Consider the following 18,665-nt stretch of genomic DNA (forward strand, 5'->3'; position numbering starts at 1 on the left):
CGGGCCCGCTGGCCGGCGTGCGGGTCGTCGACCTCACCGCGATGGTGATGGGACCGTACTGCACGCAGATCATGGCCGACATGGGCGCCGACGTGATCAAAGTCGAACCGCCCCAAGGCGATAACACCCGCTACATCTCGGTCGGCCCCGCGCCGGGCATGAGCGGGGTGTTCGTCAACGTCAACCGCGGCAAGCGCAGCGTCGTCCTGGACCTGCACACCCACGCCGGAACGGACGCGCTGCGGGCGCTTGCCGAGACCGCGGACGTGTTCATCCACTCGATGCGCGCCAAGGCGATCGCCAAGCTCGGCTTCGCCTACGACGACGTCGCCGCGATCAACCCCGCGATCGTCTACACCAACTGCTACGGGTACGGGCGCCGCGGACCCGAACGGGACCGGCCCGCCTACGACGACACGATTCAGGCCGAGTGCGGCCTGCCCGCGGTGCAACAGCAACTGACCGGCGAGGCCGACTACGTCGGAACCATCATGGCCGACAAGGTCGCCGGGTTGACGGCGCTGTACGCGACGACCATGGCGTTGTACCACCGCGAACGCACCGGCGAGGGTCAGGAGGTCGAGGTCGCCATGTTCGAGACCATGGCCTCGTTCATGCTCGTCGAACACGCCAACGGCGCAATGTTCGACCCGCCCCTGGGGCCGGCGGTCTATCCGCGCACGGTGGCGCCCAACCGTCGCCCATACCGCACCAGTGACGGCTACATCGCCGCGTTGATCTACAACGACAAGCACTGGAACGCGTTCGTCGACGCCGTGCGCCCGCCGTGGGCCAGCGACCTCTATTCGACGCTGGAACAGCGCGCCCACCAGATCGACACCATCTACGGATTGGTCGCCGAGACGATGAAGCAGCGCTCGACGAGTGAGTGGCTGGAGCTGTTAGGAGAACTCGAAATACCGGCCGCACCACTGAACACGCCGGGCGCGCTGTTCGACGACCCACATCTGAACGCCGTCGGCATGTTCCAGACCGTGGACACTCCGCACGGGCCGGTGCGCTTTCCGGGCGTGCCCACCTGGTTCTCCCGGACACCCGGTCGCGTCGCGGGCCCGGCGCCGGAACTCGGCGCCGACACCGCACAAGTGCTCGAGGAGCTCGGCGCGAGCGTGGTGCCTCCAGCTCGCGATGGAAAGGAGATTTGACCATGGCCGTGCCCGTCTACAAGCGCATCCTCGACCTGTTCGAGGCCGAGGGTGTGAACACCTTGTTCGGCATCCCCGACCCGAACTTCGTGCACATGTTCGCCGAAGCCGACGCGCGCGGGTGGTCGGTGGTCGCGCCTCATCACGAACTCAGCGCCGGCTTCATGGCCGAGGCGGCGTCGCGGATGACGGGTAAGCCCGGGCTGTGCATCGGCACGCTCGGACCCGGGATGGCCAACATGGCCGGAGCGATCCAGTGTGCGCTGGTGGAGAACTCGCCGGTGATCTTCCTCGGCGGCCAGCGGGCCCGCGTCACCGAGCGCCGAGTCCGGCGGGGACGCATCCAGTTCGTGCGGCAGGAGCCCCTTGTCGCGCCGTCGGTCAAGTACAGCGCATCCATCGAGTACGCCAACCAGACGGACGAGATCATCCACGAGGCGATCCGCCGCGCCATGTCCGGCACACCGGGACCGGCCTACATCGAGTACCCGTCGCACGTCATCCTCGAAGAACTCGAGGTACCGGATCCGCTGCCGCCCAACCGATATCGGCTTGTCAACCAGACAGCAGGCCAGCGCGAGGTGCTCGAAGCGGCCGAGCTGATCCGGGCGGCCGAAAGCCCGATCCTGTTGGTCGGACACGCGGTCCACACCTCGCGCACCGGTGCGGCGGTCCGGGAGCTGGCCGACCTCATGGCTTGCCCCGTGATCCAGACCTCGGGCGGCACGTCGTTCATCGACGGTCTCGAGGACCGCACCTTCGCCTACGGTTTTTCCCCGGCCGCCGTCGAGGCGGTGGTGAAGTCCGACCTGTGTGTCGCGCTCGGCACGGAGCTCGGCGAACCGAGCCACTACGGCCGGACCCGCCACTGGGCCGAGAACGACGCAAAGCGTAAATGGGTTCTGGTCGAACAGGATCCGGTGGCCATCGGCGTAAACCGTCCCATCGACATCCCCCTGGTCGGCGACCTTCGCGGTGTGGTGCCTCAGCTGGTGGACGCGCTCCGCGACAGACCGCGGAAGCCGTCTGCCGATCTTGACCGCTGGATCGAACAGGACGCGGCGGAGCTGGCGCAGCTCGCGGAGAACGCGCCGACAGGCCGGACGCCGATACATCCGGCGCGGTTCGTCGTCGAGGCCACCAAAGCCTTCCCGAAGGACGGCATCCTGGTCCGCGACGGCGGCGCGACCGTCATCTTCCAGTGGACCTACTCGCAGGCCAAACCGCGCGACGTCATCTGGAACCAGAACTTCGGGCATCTCGGCACCGGCCTGCCCTACGCGGTCGGGGCGTCGATCGCCGAAGGCGGCAAGCGGCCGGTGATGCTGCTGACCAGCGATTCGGCGTTCCTGTTCCACATCGCCGAGTTGGAAACCGCCGCGCGGCAGAACCTTCCGTTGGTGTGCGTGGTGGGCGTCGACCACCAGTGGGGCCTCGAGGTGGGGGTCTACAAGCGCACCTTCCCCCAGCCGTCACCCCAGCCCGGCGTGCACTGGAGCAAAAACGTCCGCCTCGACAAGGTCGCCGAGGGCTTCGGCTGCCACGGCGAGTACGTCGAGAAGGAGGACGAGATCGGCCCGGCGATCGAGCGGGCTTACGCTAGCGGCAAGACCGCCGTCGTCCATGTCTGCATCGACCCCAAGGCCAACTCCGAGGAGATGCCCAAGTACGACGAATTCCGCACCTGGTACGCCGAGGGCACCCAATAGAAAGGGATCGATCTGATGCGCGAATACCTCAAGTTCTACATCGACGGGCGCTGGGTAGACCCCGTGCGGCCCAACACCTTCGACGTGGAGAATCCGGCGACCGAAGAGGTCTCCGGGAAGATCTCGCTCGGCTCGGCCGCCGACGTCGACGTGGCGGTCACCGCCGCCCGCCGCGCGTTCACCACATGGTCGCAGAGCACCCGTGAGCAGCGCCTCGATCTGCTGGAGGCCATCCTGGCCGAATACGGCAAGCGCACGGGCGATCTCGCGGACGCGGTCACCGAGGAAATGGGCGCGCCGCCCTCACTGGCCGCGGGTCCGCAGGTGCAACTCGGGCTCGGTCACCTGGTGACGGCGATCGACGTGCTGAAGAACTTCGCCTTCGAAGAACAGCACGGCGCAACGCTGATCGCCAGGGAGCCGATCGGCGTCTGCGGGCTGATCACGCCGTGGAACTGGCCACTCAACCAGATCGCGGTCAAGGTGTACCCGGCGTTGGCGACCGGCTGCACGATGATCCTGAAACCGTCCGAGGTGGCGCCCTTCTCCGCCTACATCTTCACCGAGATCCTCGACGCCGCGGGCGTGCCCGCCGGGGTGTACAACCTCGTGAACGGTGACGGCCCCGGGGTGGGCGTAGCCCTGGCGAGCCACCCCGACATCGACATGGTGTCGTTCACCGGCTCCACGCGCGCCGGCGTCGAGGTGGCCAGGAATGCCGCCACCACGGTGAAGCGGGTGACCCAGGAGCTGGGCGGCAAGAGCCCCAACATCGTCCTCGATGACGCGGGCTTTGCCGACAGCGTCCGCGCCGGCGTGGTCAACATGATGCCGAACACCGGACAGAGCTGTAACGCCCCGTCGCGCATGCTGGTCCCGAATTCGCGGATGGCCGAGGCCATCGGCATCGCTCGTGAGGTCGCCCAGCAGGTGAAGGTGGGCAGCCCGGCAGACAAGACCGCGATCGGACCGGTGGCCTCGAAGGCGCAATTCGAGAAGGTCCAAGGCCTGATCCAGGCGGGCATCGACGAGGGCGCGACGGTCGTCGCCGGCGGCCCGGGCCGGCCGGCGGGTCTGGACAGGGGTTACTACGTCAAGCCGACCGTCTTCGCCAACGTCACCAATGACATGACGATCGCGCGCGAGGAGATCTTCGGTCCGGTGCTGTGCATCCTCGGCTACGACGACATCGATCAGGCCGTGGAGATCGCCAACGACACCGATTACGGCCTGGCCGGTTATGTCTCGGGAGCCGACCTGGACAAGGCCCGCGAGGTGGCCCGCAAGATCCGCGCGGGCTGGGTCACGATCAACCATGCCTTCGACATGAATTCGGCGTTCGGCGGCTACAAGCACAGCGGCAACGGTCGGGAGTGGAGCGAGTTCGGCTTCCACGAGTATCTAGAGGTCAAGAGCACCTTGGGCTACGCGCCCTGACGGGCCGAGGCGCCATCAGGGAGGTCGCTATGAGGTGTCGTGCCGCCGTGATCCGCGGGGTCGGCAGGGACTGGGAGATCCACGAGATCGAACTCGACCCGCCCCGGACCGGTGAAGTGCTGGTGCGGATGGCCGTTGCCGGGGTGTGCCACTCCGACGACCACTTGTTCACCGGCGACGTGGTGCCGTCACCCGAGGCCGTGGCCGCCAGCGGTCAGCCCGCGCCGGACTGGTTCCCGCTGCTCGGCGGGCACGAGGGTGCGGGGGTTGTCGCCGAGACCGGACCGGGAGTCACGACGGTGCGGCCGGGGGACCGCGTGGCGCTCTCGTTCATTCCCGCGTGCGGCAATTGCCGGTTCTGCGTGAACGGTCAAAGCTACATCTGCGACATCGGCGCAAGCCTGTTCGTGCGGGAGATGCCCACCGACGGGACCTGCCGGCGGCATCTCGGCGACGAAAACCTCTTGGCCTACGGCCAACTCGGCACGTTCGCAGAATATGCCGTGCTGTCCGAGAGGTCCGTCATCAAGATCGACGACGCGATCCCGTTCCACGCCGCCTCACTCGTGTCGTGCGGTGTGAGCACCGGCTGGGGCTCCGCGACGATATCGGCGGCCACCGAACCCGGGGACACCGTCGTCGTCATCGGCGCCGGTGGGGTCGGGATGAACGCGTTGCAGGGGGCGCGGGCGGTCGGCGCGAAATATGTGGTCGCGGTGGATCCGGTTGATTCCAAGCGGGATTCGGCCAAGTTCTTCGGTGCCACGCACACCGCCGCCTCCGCCGGGGCGGCGATCCCCCTGGTCAAGGAGATCACGAACGGGTTGATGGCGGACCGCGTGGTCGTCTGTCCCGGTGTTGTGCGTGTGGACGTGCTTCCGTTGGCGATGGCGCTGCTGCGCAAGGGCGGGATATGCGTGCTCACCGGCATCACCCCGTTCACCGAGCCGCCGGTGCCGTTGGTCCTGCAGGAGATGACGCTGTCGGCCAAGCAACTCCGGGGAGCGCTCTACGGCGGGATGAATCCGCGCACGAGCGTGCCGATGCTGTTGTCGCTGTATCAGGCCGGCGCGTTGAAACTCGATGAGCTGGTCACCCGGCACTACCGGCTCGACGAGATCAACGAGGCGTTCGCCGACCTGCGGGAGGGCCGAAACATTCGCGGGATCATCGAGTTCGCCGGCCCGTAAAAAGCCGCCTGGTCAAGCGGATTCGAAGTGGCGCCGGATGCCCGCCAGCATTTCGGTGTGCGCCTTGACGGCCTCGCGCGTGGTGATCGGGGCCAACGGCCGGGGCGCGGCGATCCGTATCCGCTCGGTGATCAGAGTGCCGCCGTCGCTCGGGGCGAAGCTCACCGTTCCGCGCAGCCGCACCCCCGGTGACTGGTCGGCCTCGGTGGTCACGTCGCCGTCCGCGCGGACGTGCAGCCGGGCGCGGTAGGTGATCCGCATACTGAAGGGCCCCAACGGGATCCGGTCCACCACGCGGTAGCTCTGCAGGTAACCGTCCGGCGTTTCGGTCCGCGAGGTGGCCTGCACGGACACGATCAGCGGGTGCACGACCTTGATGTTGTTCAGGTCCACGTAGAAATCGCGGACATCGCCCGGCGGCGCCGGCACCTGTTCGGACAGCGTTCGTTCGGCGCGCGCGACCCACCAGCTCACCGGGACAGCTCCGCGGCGAGAACCCCGGTGCGCCACCAGATCAGCGCGGCGAACACCACCAGGACGACGACCGTCACGGCGGCCTGGATCAGGTTCCGCCGCTCCGGCGGCGGATAGACGTAGGCCGCGGCCACCAGGCCGCCGGTCACCAGCCCGCCCACGTGCGCCTGCCAGCTGATCCGTTGCGAGCTGATCAGCGGGACCACCAGCGTGAAAACCAGGTTGATCACGATGACCGCCGCCACCCAGCGGACATCCAGGGACAGCCGCTTGCCCACCACGAACGTGGCGCCGAAGAGACCGAAAATCGCGCCCGACGCTCCGGCCGTCGCCGTGCCGAGCGACGACAGCAGGTACACCAGCACGGAGCCGCCCAACCCGCTCAGCGCGTAGAGCGCACCGAACCTCATTCGGCCCAGCCACATTTCGAGCGGCGGGCCCACGACGTACAGCGCCCACATGTTGAGTAGCAGATGGGTCGCCCCGTAATGCAGGAACATCGACGTCAGCAGCCGATACCGCTCGCCGTCGGCGACCGCCGGTGGCCACAGCGCCAGCTGCTTTTCCAGCCCCCCCGACGCCAGCTGCACCACGAAGGCCACCACGTTGATCGCGATCAGCGCGTAGGTGACCACCGGCGTGTCCGATCGTTGCGGCGCGCCGAAGCGGGTCCGAGGCTGCCGGATCGTGCGGGCGCCCGCCTGCACGCACTCCACACACTGGTGACCGACCGCGGCGGCGCGCATGCAGTCCGCGCAGATGTAGCGTTCGCAGCGGTTGCAGCGGAGGTAGGTGCGACGACCGGGATGCCGGTAGCAAATCGGGGCATCGGCCGGTGACTCCGGGGCGCTGGGTGCGCTCATCGCATCATTCTCGCGCGTGTTGCCGCATTGCTCGACATTTTCTGGGCCGCCCCCGTGCCTTACTGTGTTTTCCGTGGAGTCACCGAGGTGACCGGCGCCGGCGTTGTCGAGCGCTACCTGGACTGCCTGGCCGGACACGACTGGGACGGCCTGGCCGCGACGATCGCCGACGAGGGCCTGGTCCGTGAGGGCCCGTTCTGCGACGTCGTCGAGGGCAAGCAGCGCTACGTCGCCTTTCTGCGCAAGGTATGCACCGACCTGAAGGGCCACCGGCTGGAGGTGCGGCGGGTTTCGCACGTGGACTCCCGGGTGTCGTACGCCGAATTGACGGAGGCGTTCGAGATCGACGGGGTCACCGCGACGTGGCCCGAATGCATCCTCTTCGAGCAGGGCGACGACGGGCTGATCCGTCACGTCAGCGTGTTCTTCAAACAGCCCGGCGCCGGCGCGGGTCAGTAGGCCGAGCGTCGACTTGTTGTCGTGATTTCGGCTCCATTCGTCAAACAACTCGACGTTCGACCTGCGAAGTGTTCCTTCCCTGATCCACCGAATTGACCTAACGTGTCATGGATGGAGGCAGACGGAACACCGGAGTCGGTGCCGGTCGAGAAATTGCACTCGGGCGACCCGATCACCGATTGTGGTCAGCGATACATAGTCCTCGAATCGAAAACCGTTGGCGACGGCTGCGTGGTTCTCGAGCTCGAATCCAGGGTGGACCACCAGCTGCAGGTCATCGAGAAGTCCTTCCCGACCGGCTACCAGGTCGGTAGGGCGAACCGCCGGATTTTATAGCCGAATTCCCGACGCCAGAAATGCGCGAGTAGCCGGTCGACGGCTACCGCGCATTTGTGTTTTAAGGGCGTGTCACACGAGGTAGTAGTAGCGCTGGCGATCCCCGTTGCCCGACACGGCGCCAGCCGGCAGCGCCTCACCCGGTTCGTGGATGCCCAGTTCGGCGTGCGCGTAGCGGACGGCCTTCAGGGTCGCCGAGAATTCCTCGTCCTCTTCGGGGAAGACGTGCTCGCTGGAGAACCACCTGTCGAGTCCGACGTTCTTCAGCACGGTCCACATGTCGGGCTGCACGCCGGCCAGCAGAACCGTGACGCCTTGCGCGGTTTCCTCGCGCAGGAAGTGCTCGATCCGCTCGACCACGACGGCATCGGGGTGGCGCACCCGCTTGAGCCGCAGCACCACGAAGCTGATGCCGTCCTGTTTGACCCTGTCCCGCAGCGCATCCAGGTAGCGGTCGAGTTCCGGTGCGGCACCGAAGAACAGCTCGCCTTCAAGGTCGTAGATGATCGTCGAGGGATCCACCGGATCACCGGGGACGCGCTCGCGGACCACCCGTTCGGGCGTGACGATCAGCTCCTTGGCCTTCAGCTTCGCCGCGCGCGGAACGAACAGCAGGATCGACAACGCGACGCCCAGCAGCACGGCGGTGTCCAAATCGATCAACACCCCCGTCAGCGCCGTGACGATCACCAGTCCCGCGTCGTAGCGCGACGCCTTCAGCATGTAGAACAGCCGCTTGTAGTCGATGAGGCGCGCGGCGGTGATCAGCAGCAGGCCGGCCAGCGCGGCCCGCGGCATGTAGTGCAGGAGCGGTGCGCAGAGCAGCACCACCACGGCGACGCCGGCCGAAGCCACCACCCCGGAGAACCGCGACGCCGCACCGGCCTGGAAGTTGATCGGCGAGCGCGACATCGAGCCCGATCCCGGCACGGACTGAAAGAAGCCGCCGGTCAGGTTCGCCAGGCCCTCAGCGAGGATCTGCCGGTTGTAGTCGATCCGCTGCCCGCTCTGGTGGGCGATGGCCTTGGCGATCGACAGCGCCTCGATCAGTCCGATGAAGGCGATGGCGAAGGCGCCTTCCGACAGCTGGCCCACTAAGCCGAGTTGCACATCCGGGATGTGCGGTGTGGGCAGGCTCTGCGGGATTTTCGCGGTCAGGGCCACCGCGGTGTTACCGCCGCGATCGGTGGTGGACCATCCCGCCGCATACGCGATGATTGCCGCGGTGACGAGCACAGCCAGCAGGTCGAGCTGCGGGAGCCCGTACCGCTTGACCAGCCAGCGCAGGATGACCGCCAGCGCGACGGTGACGACGGTGAGGACCAGCGCGCGGTAGTTGACGGCGTCGCCGTGCAGCAGGGTGAGGTAGGTGCGCTTCAGCACCGGCATCCGCCCGGTCCCCTTGTCCTTCACACCGAGCGCGTTACCCAGCTGGCCGAGCGCGATCAGCAGCGCCGCGGCCACCAGGAATCCGATGATCACCGACTCCGAGATGTACCGGGTCAGGTCGCCGAGCTTGAACACCGCGATGAGGATCTGGAACGCGCCGACGAGCACCCCGAGCAGAAACAACGCGTCGAAAAGGACGGTGCGGTTCTCGGGATCCAGAAAGGCCAGGGAACTGAAGACGAGGAGCGATATGGCGCTCGTCGGGCCGTTGATGAGATGTGAGGAGGATCCGAAGACCGCGGCGACGAAGGTCACCACGATCGCGGAGTACACACCGAATTTGGGATCGACGCCGGCGACGAGTGCGTAGGTGATGCTCTGCGGCAGCGAAACGGCCGCGACGGTGAGCCCGGCGACGACGTCGCGGCGCGCCTTCGTCGCGTCGTAGTTCAGATTCTTCAGGCTTGCCGGAATGCTCATGGCCGCTTGGCCTTTCGTCGCGGATGCGCGGACGCGGCCCTGGCTTGCCCTGGCGATGAGACCGTGTCGTAGATGCCGTTGTCGCCGAAGAACTTTTGTCGCGCGTCGTTCCAGTCGTTGGCGATCGCGTTGATCGGGAACAGGTTGATGTCCGGCAACTTGTCGGCGTGCCTGTCGAGGATTTCCCGTTTCACCGGCCGGTAGCCCAGTTGGGCGATGATTTCCTGCGCCGCGTCGCTGTAGAGGTATTCCAGATAGGCCTTCGCGTATGACGCGGTCCTCTTGTCGGTGACATTCGCGTCGACCCAGGCGACGGCCGGTTCGGCGCGGATGCTGATCGGCGGGTAGACGATCTCGAGTTCGTCCTTGTTCTCGGCGACCTCGCGCAGGGCTTCGTTCTCCCAGGTGAGGTGCACGTCGCCGATCCGCTCGACCGCGAAGCTGATGGCGGCGCCGCGCGCCCCGGAGTCGGCGACGACGACATGGCGGACGAGCGCCCGGACAAAGTCGGACGCCTGAGCGTCGGTACCGCCGCGGGTCGTCACCGACCCCCAGGCCGCGAGGATGCTCAACTTGCCGTTGCCCGAGGAGCGCGGGTTGGGCGACACGATGGCAACACCATCCTTGACCAGATCCGGCCAGTCGCGAATTGCCTTCGGATTGCCCCGATGGACGACGAAGACGATGGTCGATGTGTAGGGGATCGAATTGTTCGGCAGGCGTTTCTGCCAGTCGGGGGCGATCAGCCCGCGCTTGCGCAGTCCGTCGACGTCACTCACCAGCGCGAGCGATACAACGTTGGCCTTCTGCTTGCCCTCGATGACCTCGCCGGCCTGGCGTCCCGAACCACCGTGGGACTGCTTGATTTCCAGCGTCACGCCGGTCTGCCGACGAAACTGCTCTACGAAGGCCTTGTCGACCGCCACATAAAGCTCCCGGGTGGGGTCGTAGGAAACGTTGAGGATCTGGTTTGGCGACGCTTGGCCGTGCAGGTTCTTCAGCGTGATCAGGCCCGCTGCCAAGACGATGGCGAGGACGCCGACGATATTGAGCCAGGGAACGCGAAATCGAAGCTTGCGGCGGTCCGCCGACACCTGCGGGGCCTCTGTCATCGCCGCCTCCATATCCATCACCGGGCTCGTCGAAGTTGCCAATCACCGCCGGTTCGCTGGAGGCAGACTGTCGACGTCGGATGTTAGCCACCGGGCCGCAGCAAGACAGCGGTGTGAATCAGCCTGATCGCAACGGCCTGCGCAACCGTTGTGCGCCAACCGGTTCCCGCCGACGACGTCTGGCCGAGCCCGCCGGACGGCTCACGCCCACCAGGCGAAATACGGCCTCCTGCAGGATGGTTCAGCCGGAGACCCATCCGCGCGGCGGCGACGATGCCGGGACGGATCCAACCGCCGCCAACGGGTAAACCGCCATGCCGACAACCGGCGCGACGCCGATCCCCGTGCGTCACGCTCACCGCGCTGCGCGACGCGTGACGGCTCTTCCAGGTTTGGTCCGGCGCCAACCCGGTAACCTTTCTGCGAGGAAGCGATTGCACCCCTGGTTACCGAGCGAATCGCGACGCGCCGCGCTCGTCGGTGTCATCGGTGTGCCGTCCGCGCAGCCCAGCTGTGGACAGGCCCCTGACACGCCAGGATCATTAGGCGCGGCAGATGTAGGTGAAGGGTGACGGAATGAGGATTCCGGGCGTGGCCGGCGTCGTCGCCGGCGTGACCGGCGGGGCCGCGCAGGTGGTCCGGGCCGGCGTCTCGACGGCGGCCGGCGCCGCCGGGGCGGTGCAGATGCTCGCCAGCCCGGTGGTGGAACTGGCCGGCCCGGTGGTTCAGTCGATGGCGCAGACGACCGGCCGGGCGGTCGGCATTGGCTCCCCGTCGGACGGCTCGCCGAACGGCGTCGCGCCGCCGGTGCGCTGGCAGAGCGGGCTGCGGGTCCATTTCGATCTCGATCCCTTATTGCCCTTCCCCCGCTGGCACGAGCACGCGGCGGTGGTGGAGGAACCGGTGCGCAGGATTCCCGGGGTGGCCGCCGCCCACGTCGAGGGCGCGCTCGGCCGGTTGGTGGTCGAACTCGAGAGCGACGCCGACGGCGACGCCGTCCTCGACGAGGTGCGGGAAGCGGTTTGTCAGGTGGCCGCCGACCTGAACCTGACCGGCCCGAAGTCCGCGCCCCGGACGGCGCCGTTCGCCGACCCGGGCAACCCGTTGGCGATCCTGGTCCCGATGACGGCGGCGGCGATGGACGTGGCGGCGATCGGCGCGGCGGTCACCGGCTGGCTGGGCCGGCTGCCCGTCGCGCCGCGCAGCGCCCGCGCGGCGGCCGCGCTGCTCAATCATCAGCCGCGGGTGGTGGCCGTGCTGGAGTCCCGGCTCGGTCGCGTCGGCACCGACATCGCGCTGAGCGCCTCGACGGCGGTGGCCAACGGGCTCACCCATGCCGTCGGGACACCGCTGATCGACCTGGCGCAGCGCAGCCTGCAGATCTCGGAGGCATCGGCGCATCGGCAGCGCTGGCGAGAGCGCGAGCCCGAACTCGCATCGCCGAAGCGGCCGCAGGCCCCGGTGGTTCCCGTCATCTCCTCGGCGGGACCGAAATCGCAGGCGCCCCGGCACAATTGGGCCGCCGCGGCCGCAGGTGAGGTGTCCCACGTCGTCGTCGGCGGGGCCATCGATGCGGCGATCGACACAGCAAAGGGGTCGATGGCCGGACCGGTCGAGGAGTATGTCGACCAGTCGGCCAACGCTTCGTTGATCGCCGCGGCCGGCGCGCTGCTGGCCGGCGGGGGCACCGAGGACGCGGCCGGCGCGCTGCTGGCCGGCGTGCCGCGGGCCGCCCACGCGGGCCGGCAGGCGTTCGCCGCCGTGCTGGGCCGCGGGCTGGCCAACGCCGGGCAGCTGGTCCTCGATCCCGGCGCGCTGCGCCGGATGGATCGGGTGAAGGTGGTGGTCATCGACGGGGCGGCGCTGCGGGGCGACAACCGCGCGGTGCTGCGCGCGCAGGGAGACATCCCCGGCTGGGACGAGGATCGCGTCTACGAGGTCGCCGACGCGCTGCTGCACGGCGAGGAGGCACCCGAGCCGGACCCCGACGAGTTGCCGGCCACCGGGGCGCGCCTGCACTGGATCCGGGCGCAGGACCCGGCGGCGCCCGCGCAGGGACTCGAGCACGCCGACCTCATCGTCGACGGCGAACGCGTCGGCAGCGTCGACGTGGGGTGGGAGGTCGACCCCTTCGCGATCCCGCTGCTGCAGACCGCCGCCCGTACCGGGGCACGGGTGGTGCTGCGCCACGTCGCCGGCACCGAGGACCTGACCGCCAGCGTCGCGGTGAGCCACCCGCCGGGAACCCCGTTGCTGCAGGTGGTTCGCGACCTCCGCACGGATCGCGGGCCGGTGTTGTTGATCACCGCCCTGCACCGGGATTTCGCGTCGACGGACACGTTGGCGGCGCTCGCCATCGCCGACGTCGCGGTGGCGCTCGACGATCCGCAGGCGGCGACGCCCTGGACCGCGGACATCATCACCGGCACCGATCTGGCCGCGGCGGTGCGGATCCTTTCGGCGCTGCCGGTGGCGCGGCAGGCCACGGAATCCGCAGTGCGCCTTGCCAAGGGCGGCAGCACCCTGGCGGGCCTGCTGCTGGTCACCGGCGAACCCGGCTCGGCGAACCCGGTTGCCTTGCAGCGCTGGCTCAATCCGGTCAACGCCGCTGCCGCGGCGGCGTTGATCCAGGGAACCTTCTCGGCCAGTAGGGTCTTGCGGCTGGCGGACCCCACGCCCCAGCCGCTGACCGCCTGGCATGCGCTGGACCCCGAGATCGTCTACTCCCGCCTGACCAGCCGCACGCGGCCGCTGGCCGTCGAGCCCGGCACCGCGCCCTGGCGGCAGATGCTGGACGACCTGTCCTACAACCCGGTCATCGCACCGCTGCGGGGTCCGGCGACCCGGGTGGGGCGGCTGCTGTCGGCGACGCGGGCCGAGCTCGCCGACCCGCTGACGCCGATCCTCGCGGTGGGGGCGGCGGCGTCGGCGATCGTCGGCAGCAATGTCGACGCGCTGCTGGTGGCCGGCGTGATGACCGCCAACGCGATCGCCGGCGGCGTGCAGCGCCTGCGCGCCGAGGCCGCGGTCGCCGAGCTGTTCGCCGAGCAGGAGAAGCACGCGCGGCGCGTCGTGCTGCCCACGGTGGCGACCGCGCACCGGCGGCTCGAGGCGGCGCGCACCACCGAGCGAACGGTCACGGTGAGCGCGAAATCGCTGCGCCCGGGCGACATCATCGACCTCGCCGCCCCGGAGGTGGTGCCGGCGGACGCGCGCCTGCTGGTGGCCGAGGACCTGGAGGTCGACGAGTCCTTCCTCACCGGGGAATCGCTGCCGGTGGACAAGCAGGTCGAGCCCGTCGCAGCCGCCGACTCCGACCGGGCCAGCATGCTGTTCGAGGGCAGCACCATCGTCGCCGGGCGGGCCCGGGCGATCGTCGTCGCCACCGGCGCCGGCACCGCCGCGCAACGCGCGCTGACGGCGATCGCCGACGTCGAGTCCGCCGCCGGCGTGCAGGCCCGGTTGCGGGAGCTGACCAGCAAGGTGCTTCCCCTGACGCTGGCCGGCGGCGCCACAGTGACCGGGCTGGCGCTGGCACACCGCGGGTCGCTGCGGCAAGCGGTCGCCGACGGTGTCGCCATCGCCGTCGCCGCCGTCCCCGAGGGCCTGCCGCTGGTGGCCACCCTGGCCCAGCTCGCCGCCGCCCAGCGGTTGTCGCGACGCGGGGCGCTGGTCCGCACGCCGCGCGCGATCGAGGCGCTGGGGCGCGTCCAGACGGTGTGTTTCGACAAGACCGGCACGCTCACCGAGAACCATCTGCGCGTCGTGTGCAGCGTGCCGCACGAGACGAGTCCGGACGGCCCGTTCCGCGATCCGGCCGATCCCGGGGCCGCCGAGGTGTTGCGGGCCGCCGCGCGCAGCAGCACCCAGCCCCATAACGGCGGAGGACACGCGCACGCCACCGACGAGGCCATCCTCGGCGCAGCCAATGCCCTTGAGGGCCAATGGGTTTCGGGGTGGAACGTGCTCGCGGAGGTCCCGTTCGAGTCCAGCCGCGGCTACTCCGCCGCGATCGGCGCCGACGAGGCGGCGGGCACGATGCTGATGGTGAAAGGCGCCCCCGAGGAGATTTTGCCGCGCTGCCGTTTCACCGATCAGGACGCCGCGCTGGAGCATGCGGACGCGTTGGTGATGCGCCTCGCCGAGCAAGGCCTGCGCGTGCTGGCCGTCGCGCAGCGACGCTGGGACGGCGGCACCAGCGAGGACGACACCGACACCGACAACGTCGACGCCGCGGCGCACGACCTGGAGCTGATCGGCTACGTCGGATTGGCGGACACCGCTCGGGCGTCGGCGCGGCCACTGATCGAGACGCTGGTGGAGGCGGGTCGCAGGGTGGTGCTGATCACCGGCGACCACCCGGTCACGGCCCGCGCGATCGCGCGCCAGCTCGGCCTGCCGTCCGACGCGCGTGAGGTCACCGGCGCCGAGCTCACCGCCCTCGACGAGGACGCACGGGCCAAACTCGCCGCCGACGTCCAGGTTTTCGCGCGCGTCAGCCCGGAACAGAAGGTGCAGATCGTCGCGGCGCTGCAGCACAGCGGGCAGGCTGTCGCGATGGTCGGCGACGGGGCCAACGATGCCGCCGCCATTCGGATGGCCGACGTCGGCATCGGGGTCAGCGGTCGCGGTTCGTCGGCCGCGCGCGGCGCCGCCGATATCGTCTTGACCGACAACGATCTCGGCGTGCTGGTCGACGCGTTGGTCGAGGGCCGCGGCATGTGGGGCGGGGTGCGGGATGCGGTCAGCATTCTGGTCGGCGGCAACGTGGGTGAGGTGCTGTTCACCATCATCGGCACGGCCCTGGGCACCGGCCGCGCGCCGGTGGGCACGCGCCAGCTGCTGTTGGTGAACCTGCTCACCGACATGTTTCCCGCGCTGGCGGTCGCCGTCACCCCGCAGTACCCCCAGCCCGACGAGTACGAGGAGGCCGCGGACCGCGACGCCGACGAGGTGCAGCGCGCCTTCCAGCTTGCGGCGCTCTCCGAACCCTCGCCGTCGCTCGACGCGCCGCTCATGCGCCAGATCGTCACGCGCGGCGCCGTCACCGCCGCCGGCGCGACGGCGGCCTGGGCCATCGGGCGTTGGACGCCGGGCACCGAACGCCGCACCTCGACAATGGGTCTCACCGCGCTGGTGACCACGCAGCTCGCGCAGACGCTGCTGACGCGCCGCCACAGCCCGCTGGTCATCGCCACGGCGCTGGGCAGCGCCGGCGTCCTGGTCGCCATCGTCCAGACCCCCGGTGTCAGCCAGTTCTTCGGCTGCACACCGCTGGGGCCCGTCGCCTGGTCCGGCGTGATCGGCGCGACGGCCGGCACCACCGCGGTGTCAGTGCTGGCGCCCAATTGGCTGGCCAGGAGGGTCGCAGCTCTGGAACCCAAGCGACTCGAGCCCGGCGACGGCTCAGGTCGATAGCTCCTTGCGCACGACCTTGCCCGCCGGATTGCGCGGAATGCTGCCCACGATGTTGATGTCTCGCGGCTGCTCGAACCGGGAAACCCTGTCCTTCAAGTAATCCCGCAACGCCGACGGATCGACGCCGCTCCCGGGCTGCGGAACCACGAAGGCGGCCAGCCGATGGCCGAACTGCTCGTCGGGAACGCCGATGACCGCGCTGTCCGCGACGCCGGGGTGCTCGGCGAGCGCGTTCTCCACCGCGCGCGGATAGACGTTCTCTCCCCCGGAGATGATCATGTCGTCCTCACGGCCGACGATGAACAGCCGTCCCGCGTTGTCGAGGTAGCCCATGTCCCCGGTGCTGGTCATGTTCTCGACGACGGCCTTGGCCTCCCCGGAGCCCTCCGTGTAGCCCTCGCTCGCCAGCTCGCCGCCGACGAAGATGCGTCCGGTGACCCGCGGGCCGACGGGCCGGTTCTTCTTGTCGAAGATCCGCACCGGGCATCCGGCGACCGGTTTCCCGACCGTCTCCGGGGCCTCCCGCAGGTCGGCCGGTGTGGCCAGCGCACCGATGCCGACTTCGGTTGAGCCGTAACCGTTGTAGAGGATGTCGCCGTAGGCATCCATGAACCGCTGCCCCAGGCTCGGATCCAGCCGATCCCCGCTGGACAACACCACGCGCAGGTAGGGCAACGGGTTTCGTGCCCGCACCCGCTGCGGCAGGTCCAGGATGCGCGCCAGCACGACCGGCACCGCGGTGAACGCGTCGGCGCGGTGCAGCGACGCCTGCGCCAGCGCGGCTTCGGCGTCGAAGTGGCGATGCGTGAGCACGGTGCCGCCCAGGGCCACCGTCAGCATCAGCATGCCGAGGCCCAGCCCGTGAAACATGGGCATCGCCACCGAGATCCGCGAACCGGTGCGCAGGCCGGTGCGGTCGAGGATCGTCACCCAGACGCCCACCGCCGAACGCAGCTGCGGGGTCCGGGGCACGCCCTTGGGTTTGCCGGTGGTGCCCGACGTCAGCAGCACGATGCGGCCGGGCGCGGTCACTCCGGGGCGGGGGGCTCGCGGCCGGCGGTCGCGCGCGTCGACCGTCGCCGGATCGACGACGGTGACCGGCGCCTGGGCTTCAGCGGCGGCGCGCACCCGCTCCGTGAACTCGTCGTCGGCGACGACCGTGGTGATCCGGTGCGCGCTCAAGGCGACGGCCAGCGCATCGGTCCGGAAGTCCGTGTTGACGAGGACGACGTCGGCGCCGACCAGGGCCGCTGCGAAGAACGCCTTGACGAATCCCCGGCCGTTGCGGCACATGACCCCGACCGCGCGACCGGGTCCCGCCCCGGCGGCGGACAGCTCGCGGGCCAGCGCCTCGGCCTCTGACCGCAGGTCCCGGTAGGTGAGGGCGCCGTCGTCGTCGACGATCGCCGCCCGGTTGGGCCACCGTGCCGCGGTGACGCCCAACAGGGTGTAGGGATTCGTGCCGCCGCGGCGCGCCTCGTGCAGCACCCGCACCACCGCGGCCGGCGAGGGCGGGCCGAGCAGCCCGGACCGCAGCAGCGCCCGCGCCGCGGTGGCGACCACACCGTCCCGGGACACCAGCGCGCTCATCGCCGGGCCTCGCGCGCACCGGAATTGGCGAAGAACCGGCGGTGCCACAACCGGGCCGCGCGCTCGGCCGGCCCGGCCAGCAGCACCGACGCCAGTTCGGCCGGCCACACCCACGGCGGTTCGTTGGTGCGGGGCCGCTCGATGACCGCCTTGGCGATCGCGTCGGCGGCCTCGTCCGCGGACATGCCGGGAAGCCGGCCCAGGATCGGTGTGGGCGCGATCATCCGGGTGCGCACCAGCGCGAAGTAGACCGTCGTGACGTCCACGCCGTCCATGTGCAATTCCGGTGCCACGCTGCGCAGCCAGCGGTCGAAGGCACCCTTGGACGCCTGGTAGGCGCCCCACTGCGGCCCGGGAACGACCCGGACCCCGACGCTCGACACGTTCACGATGTGCCCGCAGCCGCGCTCGCGCATGGCCGGCAGCAGCCCGAGCAGCAGCCAGATCGGTCCCAGGTAATTGATGTCGATGGTGCGCTGGAAGTCGTGCGGGCGGTCGTACTGGTCGTGCAGCGAACGGCGCAACGACTTGCCGGCGTTGCTCACCACGATGTCGATCGCGCCGTGGTTCTCGGTGACCTCCTTGGTCAACGCGCCGACGGCGGCCTCGTCGGTGAGGTCGGTCGGGTAGGCGACCGCCCGGCCGCCGCCCGCGTTGATCGCCGCCGCAAGGTCCTCCAGCCGTTCCGCCGACCGGGCGACGACCAGCACCGTCGCTCCCGCCGCGGCCAGCCGGCGGGCCGTGGCCTCGCCGATGCCGTAGGACGCGCCGGTCACCAACACCGTCCTGCCCGAAACGATGTCGCGCAGCTTGTCGGGGTCGTCGACCCGCGCCGGGTTGGCCACTCGATCGGTGGCCGCCGCCAGGGCCCGCTGGAAGGGCTGTGCTATCACGTTCAGGTTCACGTTCGCCGCCGCATTCGCTCCGAACTGCGCGCGAGGGTGCGGCTCTGGCTTAACCGTAGGCCTCGACTCGGGTTACAGCTAGCAGACCACACCGGGGTCTGTCGCCGCCGTCCGGCCCGGCGTTCAGGCTGTTCGGC

13 protein-coding genes are annotated in these 18,665 nt (G+C 69.5%); 7 read left to right on the top strand and 6 right to left on the bottom strand.

The features are described from left to right. Positions 1–8 precede the first annotated feature (8 nt). Genes A5705_RS26005 through A5705_RS26020 form a run of 4 tightly spaced genes read left to right on the top strand, consistent with a single transcriptional unit; the run spans position 9 to position 5,502 of the window. Positions 9–1,166, top strand: a complete 1,158-nt coding sequence (locus A5705_RS26005; protein ID WP_068281064.1) for a CaiB/BaiF CoA-transferase family protein — start codon at positions 9–11, stop codon at positions 1,164–1,166. A gap of 2 nt (positions 1,167–1,168) precedes the next feature. Then, entirely contained in the window at positions 1,169–2,875 is a 1,707-nt protein-coding gene (locus A5705_RS26010; RefSeq protein ID WP_068280936.1) for a thiamine pyrophosphate-binding protein, read from the top strand. A gap of 15 nt (positions 2,876–2,890) precedes the next feature. Further along, a complete protein-coding gene (locus A5705_RS26015) occupies positions 2,891–4,312 on the top strand; it encodes an aldehyde dehydrogenase family protein (protein ID WP_068280937.1) in 1,422 nt (473 codons plus the stop codon). A gap of 47 nt (positions 4,313–4,359) precedes the next feature. After that, positions 4,360–5,502 (top strand): NDMA-dependent alcohol dehydrogenase, encoded by a 1,143-nt coding sequence (locus A5705_RS26020; RefSeq protein ID WP_068280938.1) that lies wholly within the window; start codon positions 4,360–4,362, stop codon positions 5,500–5,502. A gap of 12 nt (positions 5,503–5,514) precedes the next feature. Here A5705_RS26020 and A5705_RS26025 read toward each other — a convergent pair whose 3' ends face one another. Next, positions 5,515–5,976: an SRPBCC family protein gene (locus A5705_RS26025; protein WP_067884123.1), complete on the bottom strand. Its 462-nt coding sequence runs from the start codon at positions 5,974–5,976 to the stop codon at positions 5,515–5,517. Continuing rightward, positions 5,973–6,839 carry a rhomboid family intramembrane serine protease gene (locus A5705_RS26030; protein WP_068280943.1) on the bottom strand — a complete coding sequence of 289 codons (867 nt, stop codon included), beginning with the start codon at positions 6,837–6,839 and terminating at the stop codon, positions 5,973–5,975. Before A5705_RS26030 ends, A5705_RS26025 begins: the two co-directional genes overlap by 4 nt. A gap of 87 nt (positions 6,840–6,926) precedes the next feature. Here A5705_RS26030 and A5705_RS26035 point away from each other — a divergent pair, with 87 nt between their 5' ends. After that, on the top strand, positions 6,927–7,298 hold the full coding sequence (locus A5705_RS26035; RefSeq protein WP_067884263.1) for a nuclear transport factor 2 family protein: 372 nt from the start codon (positions 6,927–6,929) through the stop codon (positions 7,296–7,298). A gap of 111 nt (positions 7,299–7,409) precedes the next feature. Next, entirely contained in the window at positions 7,410–7,634 is a 225-nt protein-coding gene (locus tag A5705_RS26040) for a hypothetical protein (RefSeq protein WP_068280946.1), read from the top strand. A gap of 72 nt (positions 7,635–7,706) precedes the next feature. On the opposite strand, the gene A5705_RS26045 is transcribed toward A5705_RS26040, so the two are convergent. Then, positions 7,707–9,503: a SulP family inorganic anion transporter gene (locus tag A5705_RS26045; protein ID WP_068280949.1), complete on the bottom strand. Its 1,797-nt coding sequence runs from the start codon at positions 9,501–9,503 to the stop codon at positions 7,707–7,709. Further along, positions 9,500–10,627, bottom strand: a complete 1,128-nt coding sequence (locus A5705_RS26050; RefSeq protein WP_304528562.1) for a sulfate ABC transporter substrate-binding protein — start codon at positions 10,625–10,627, stop codon at positions 9,500–9,502. Before A5705_RS26050 ends, A5705_RS26045 begins: the two co-directional genes overlap by 4 nt. Before the next feature lie 564 nt (positions 10,628–11,191). Here A5705_RS26050 and A5705_RS26055 point away from each other — a divergent pair. Further along, complete coding sequence (locus A5705_RS26055) at positions 11,192–16,033, top strand: cation-translocating P-type ATPase (protein ID WP_068280956.1); 4,842 nt, start codon at positions 11,192–11,194, stop codon at positions 16,031–16,033. Here the strand turns inward: A5705_RS26055 and A5705_RS26060 are convergent. Together A5705_RS26060 and A5705_RS26065 are read right to left on the bottom strand one after the other, a co-directional pair. Beyond that, the gene (locus tag A5705_RS26060) at positions 16,022–17,623 is read right to left on the bottom strand and encodes an AMP-binding protein (protein WP_369829622.1); all 1,602 of its coding nucleotides are present in this window, start codon (positions 17,621–17,623) and stop codon (positions 16,022–16,024) included. The genes A5705_RS26055 and A5705_RS26060 overlap by 12 nt on opposite strands. Continuing rightward, on the bottom strand, positions 17,620–18,522 hold the full coding sequence (locus tag A5705_RS26065; RefSeq protein WP_068281071.1) for an SDR family NAD(P)-dependent oxidoreductase: 903 nt from the start codon (positions 18,520–18,522) through the stop codon (positions 17,620–17,622). The genes A5705_RS26060 and A5705_RS26065 overlap by 4 nt, the downstream gene beginning before the upstream one ends. Positions 18,523–18,665: the final 143 nt, after the last annotated feature.

Source organism: Mycobacterium sp. E787 (assembly GCF_001668725.1).
Classification (GTDB): Bacteria; Actinomycetota; Actinomycetes; order Mycobacteriales; family Mycobacteriaceae; genus Mycobacterium.

Excerpts from the sequence above, each read along its gene's own strand:
- A5705_RS26030 (WP_068280943.1), bottom strand. The coding sequence starts at position 6,839 with ATGAGCGCACCCAGCGCCCCGGAGTCACCGGCCGATGCCCCGATTTGC.
- A5705_RS26010 (WP_068280936.1), top strand. The coding sequence starts at position 1,169 with ATGGCCGTGCCCGTCTACAAGCGCATCCTCGACCTGTTCGAGGCCGAG.
- A5705_RS26015 (WP_068280937.1), top strand. The coding sequence starts at position 2,891 with ATGCGCGAATACCTCAAGTTCTACATCGACGGGCGCTGGGTAGACCCC.
- A5705_RS26055 (WP_068280956.1), top strand. The coding sequence starts at position 11,192 with ATGAGGATTCCGGGCGTGGCCGGCGTCGTCGCCGGCGTGACCGGCGGG.
- A5705_RS26045 (WP_068280949.1), bottom strand. The coding sequence starts at position 9,503 with ATGAGCATTCCGGCAAGCCTGAAGAATCTGAACTACGACGCGACGAAG.
- A5705_RS26050 (WP_304528562.1), bottom strand. The coding sequence starts at position 10,627 with ATGGAGGCGGCGATGACAGAGGCCCCGCAGGTGTCGGCGGACCGCCGC.
- A5705_RS26040 (WP_068280946.1), top strand. The coding sequence starts at position 7,410 with ATGGAGGCAGACGGAACACCGGAGTCGGTGCCGGTCGAGAAATTGCAC.
- A5705_RS26060 (WP_369829622.1), bottom strand. The coding sequence starts at position 17,623 with ATGAGCGCGCTGGTGTCCCGGGACGGTGTGGTCGCCACCGCGGCGCGG.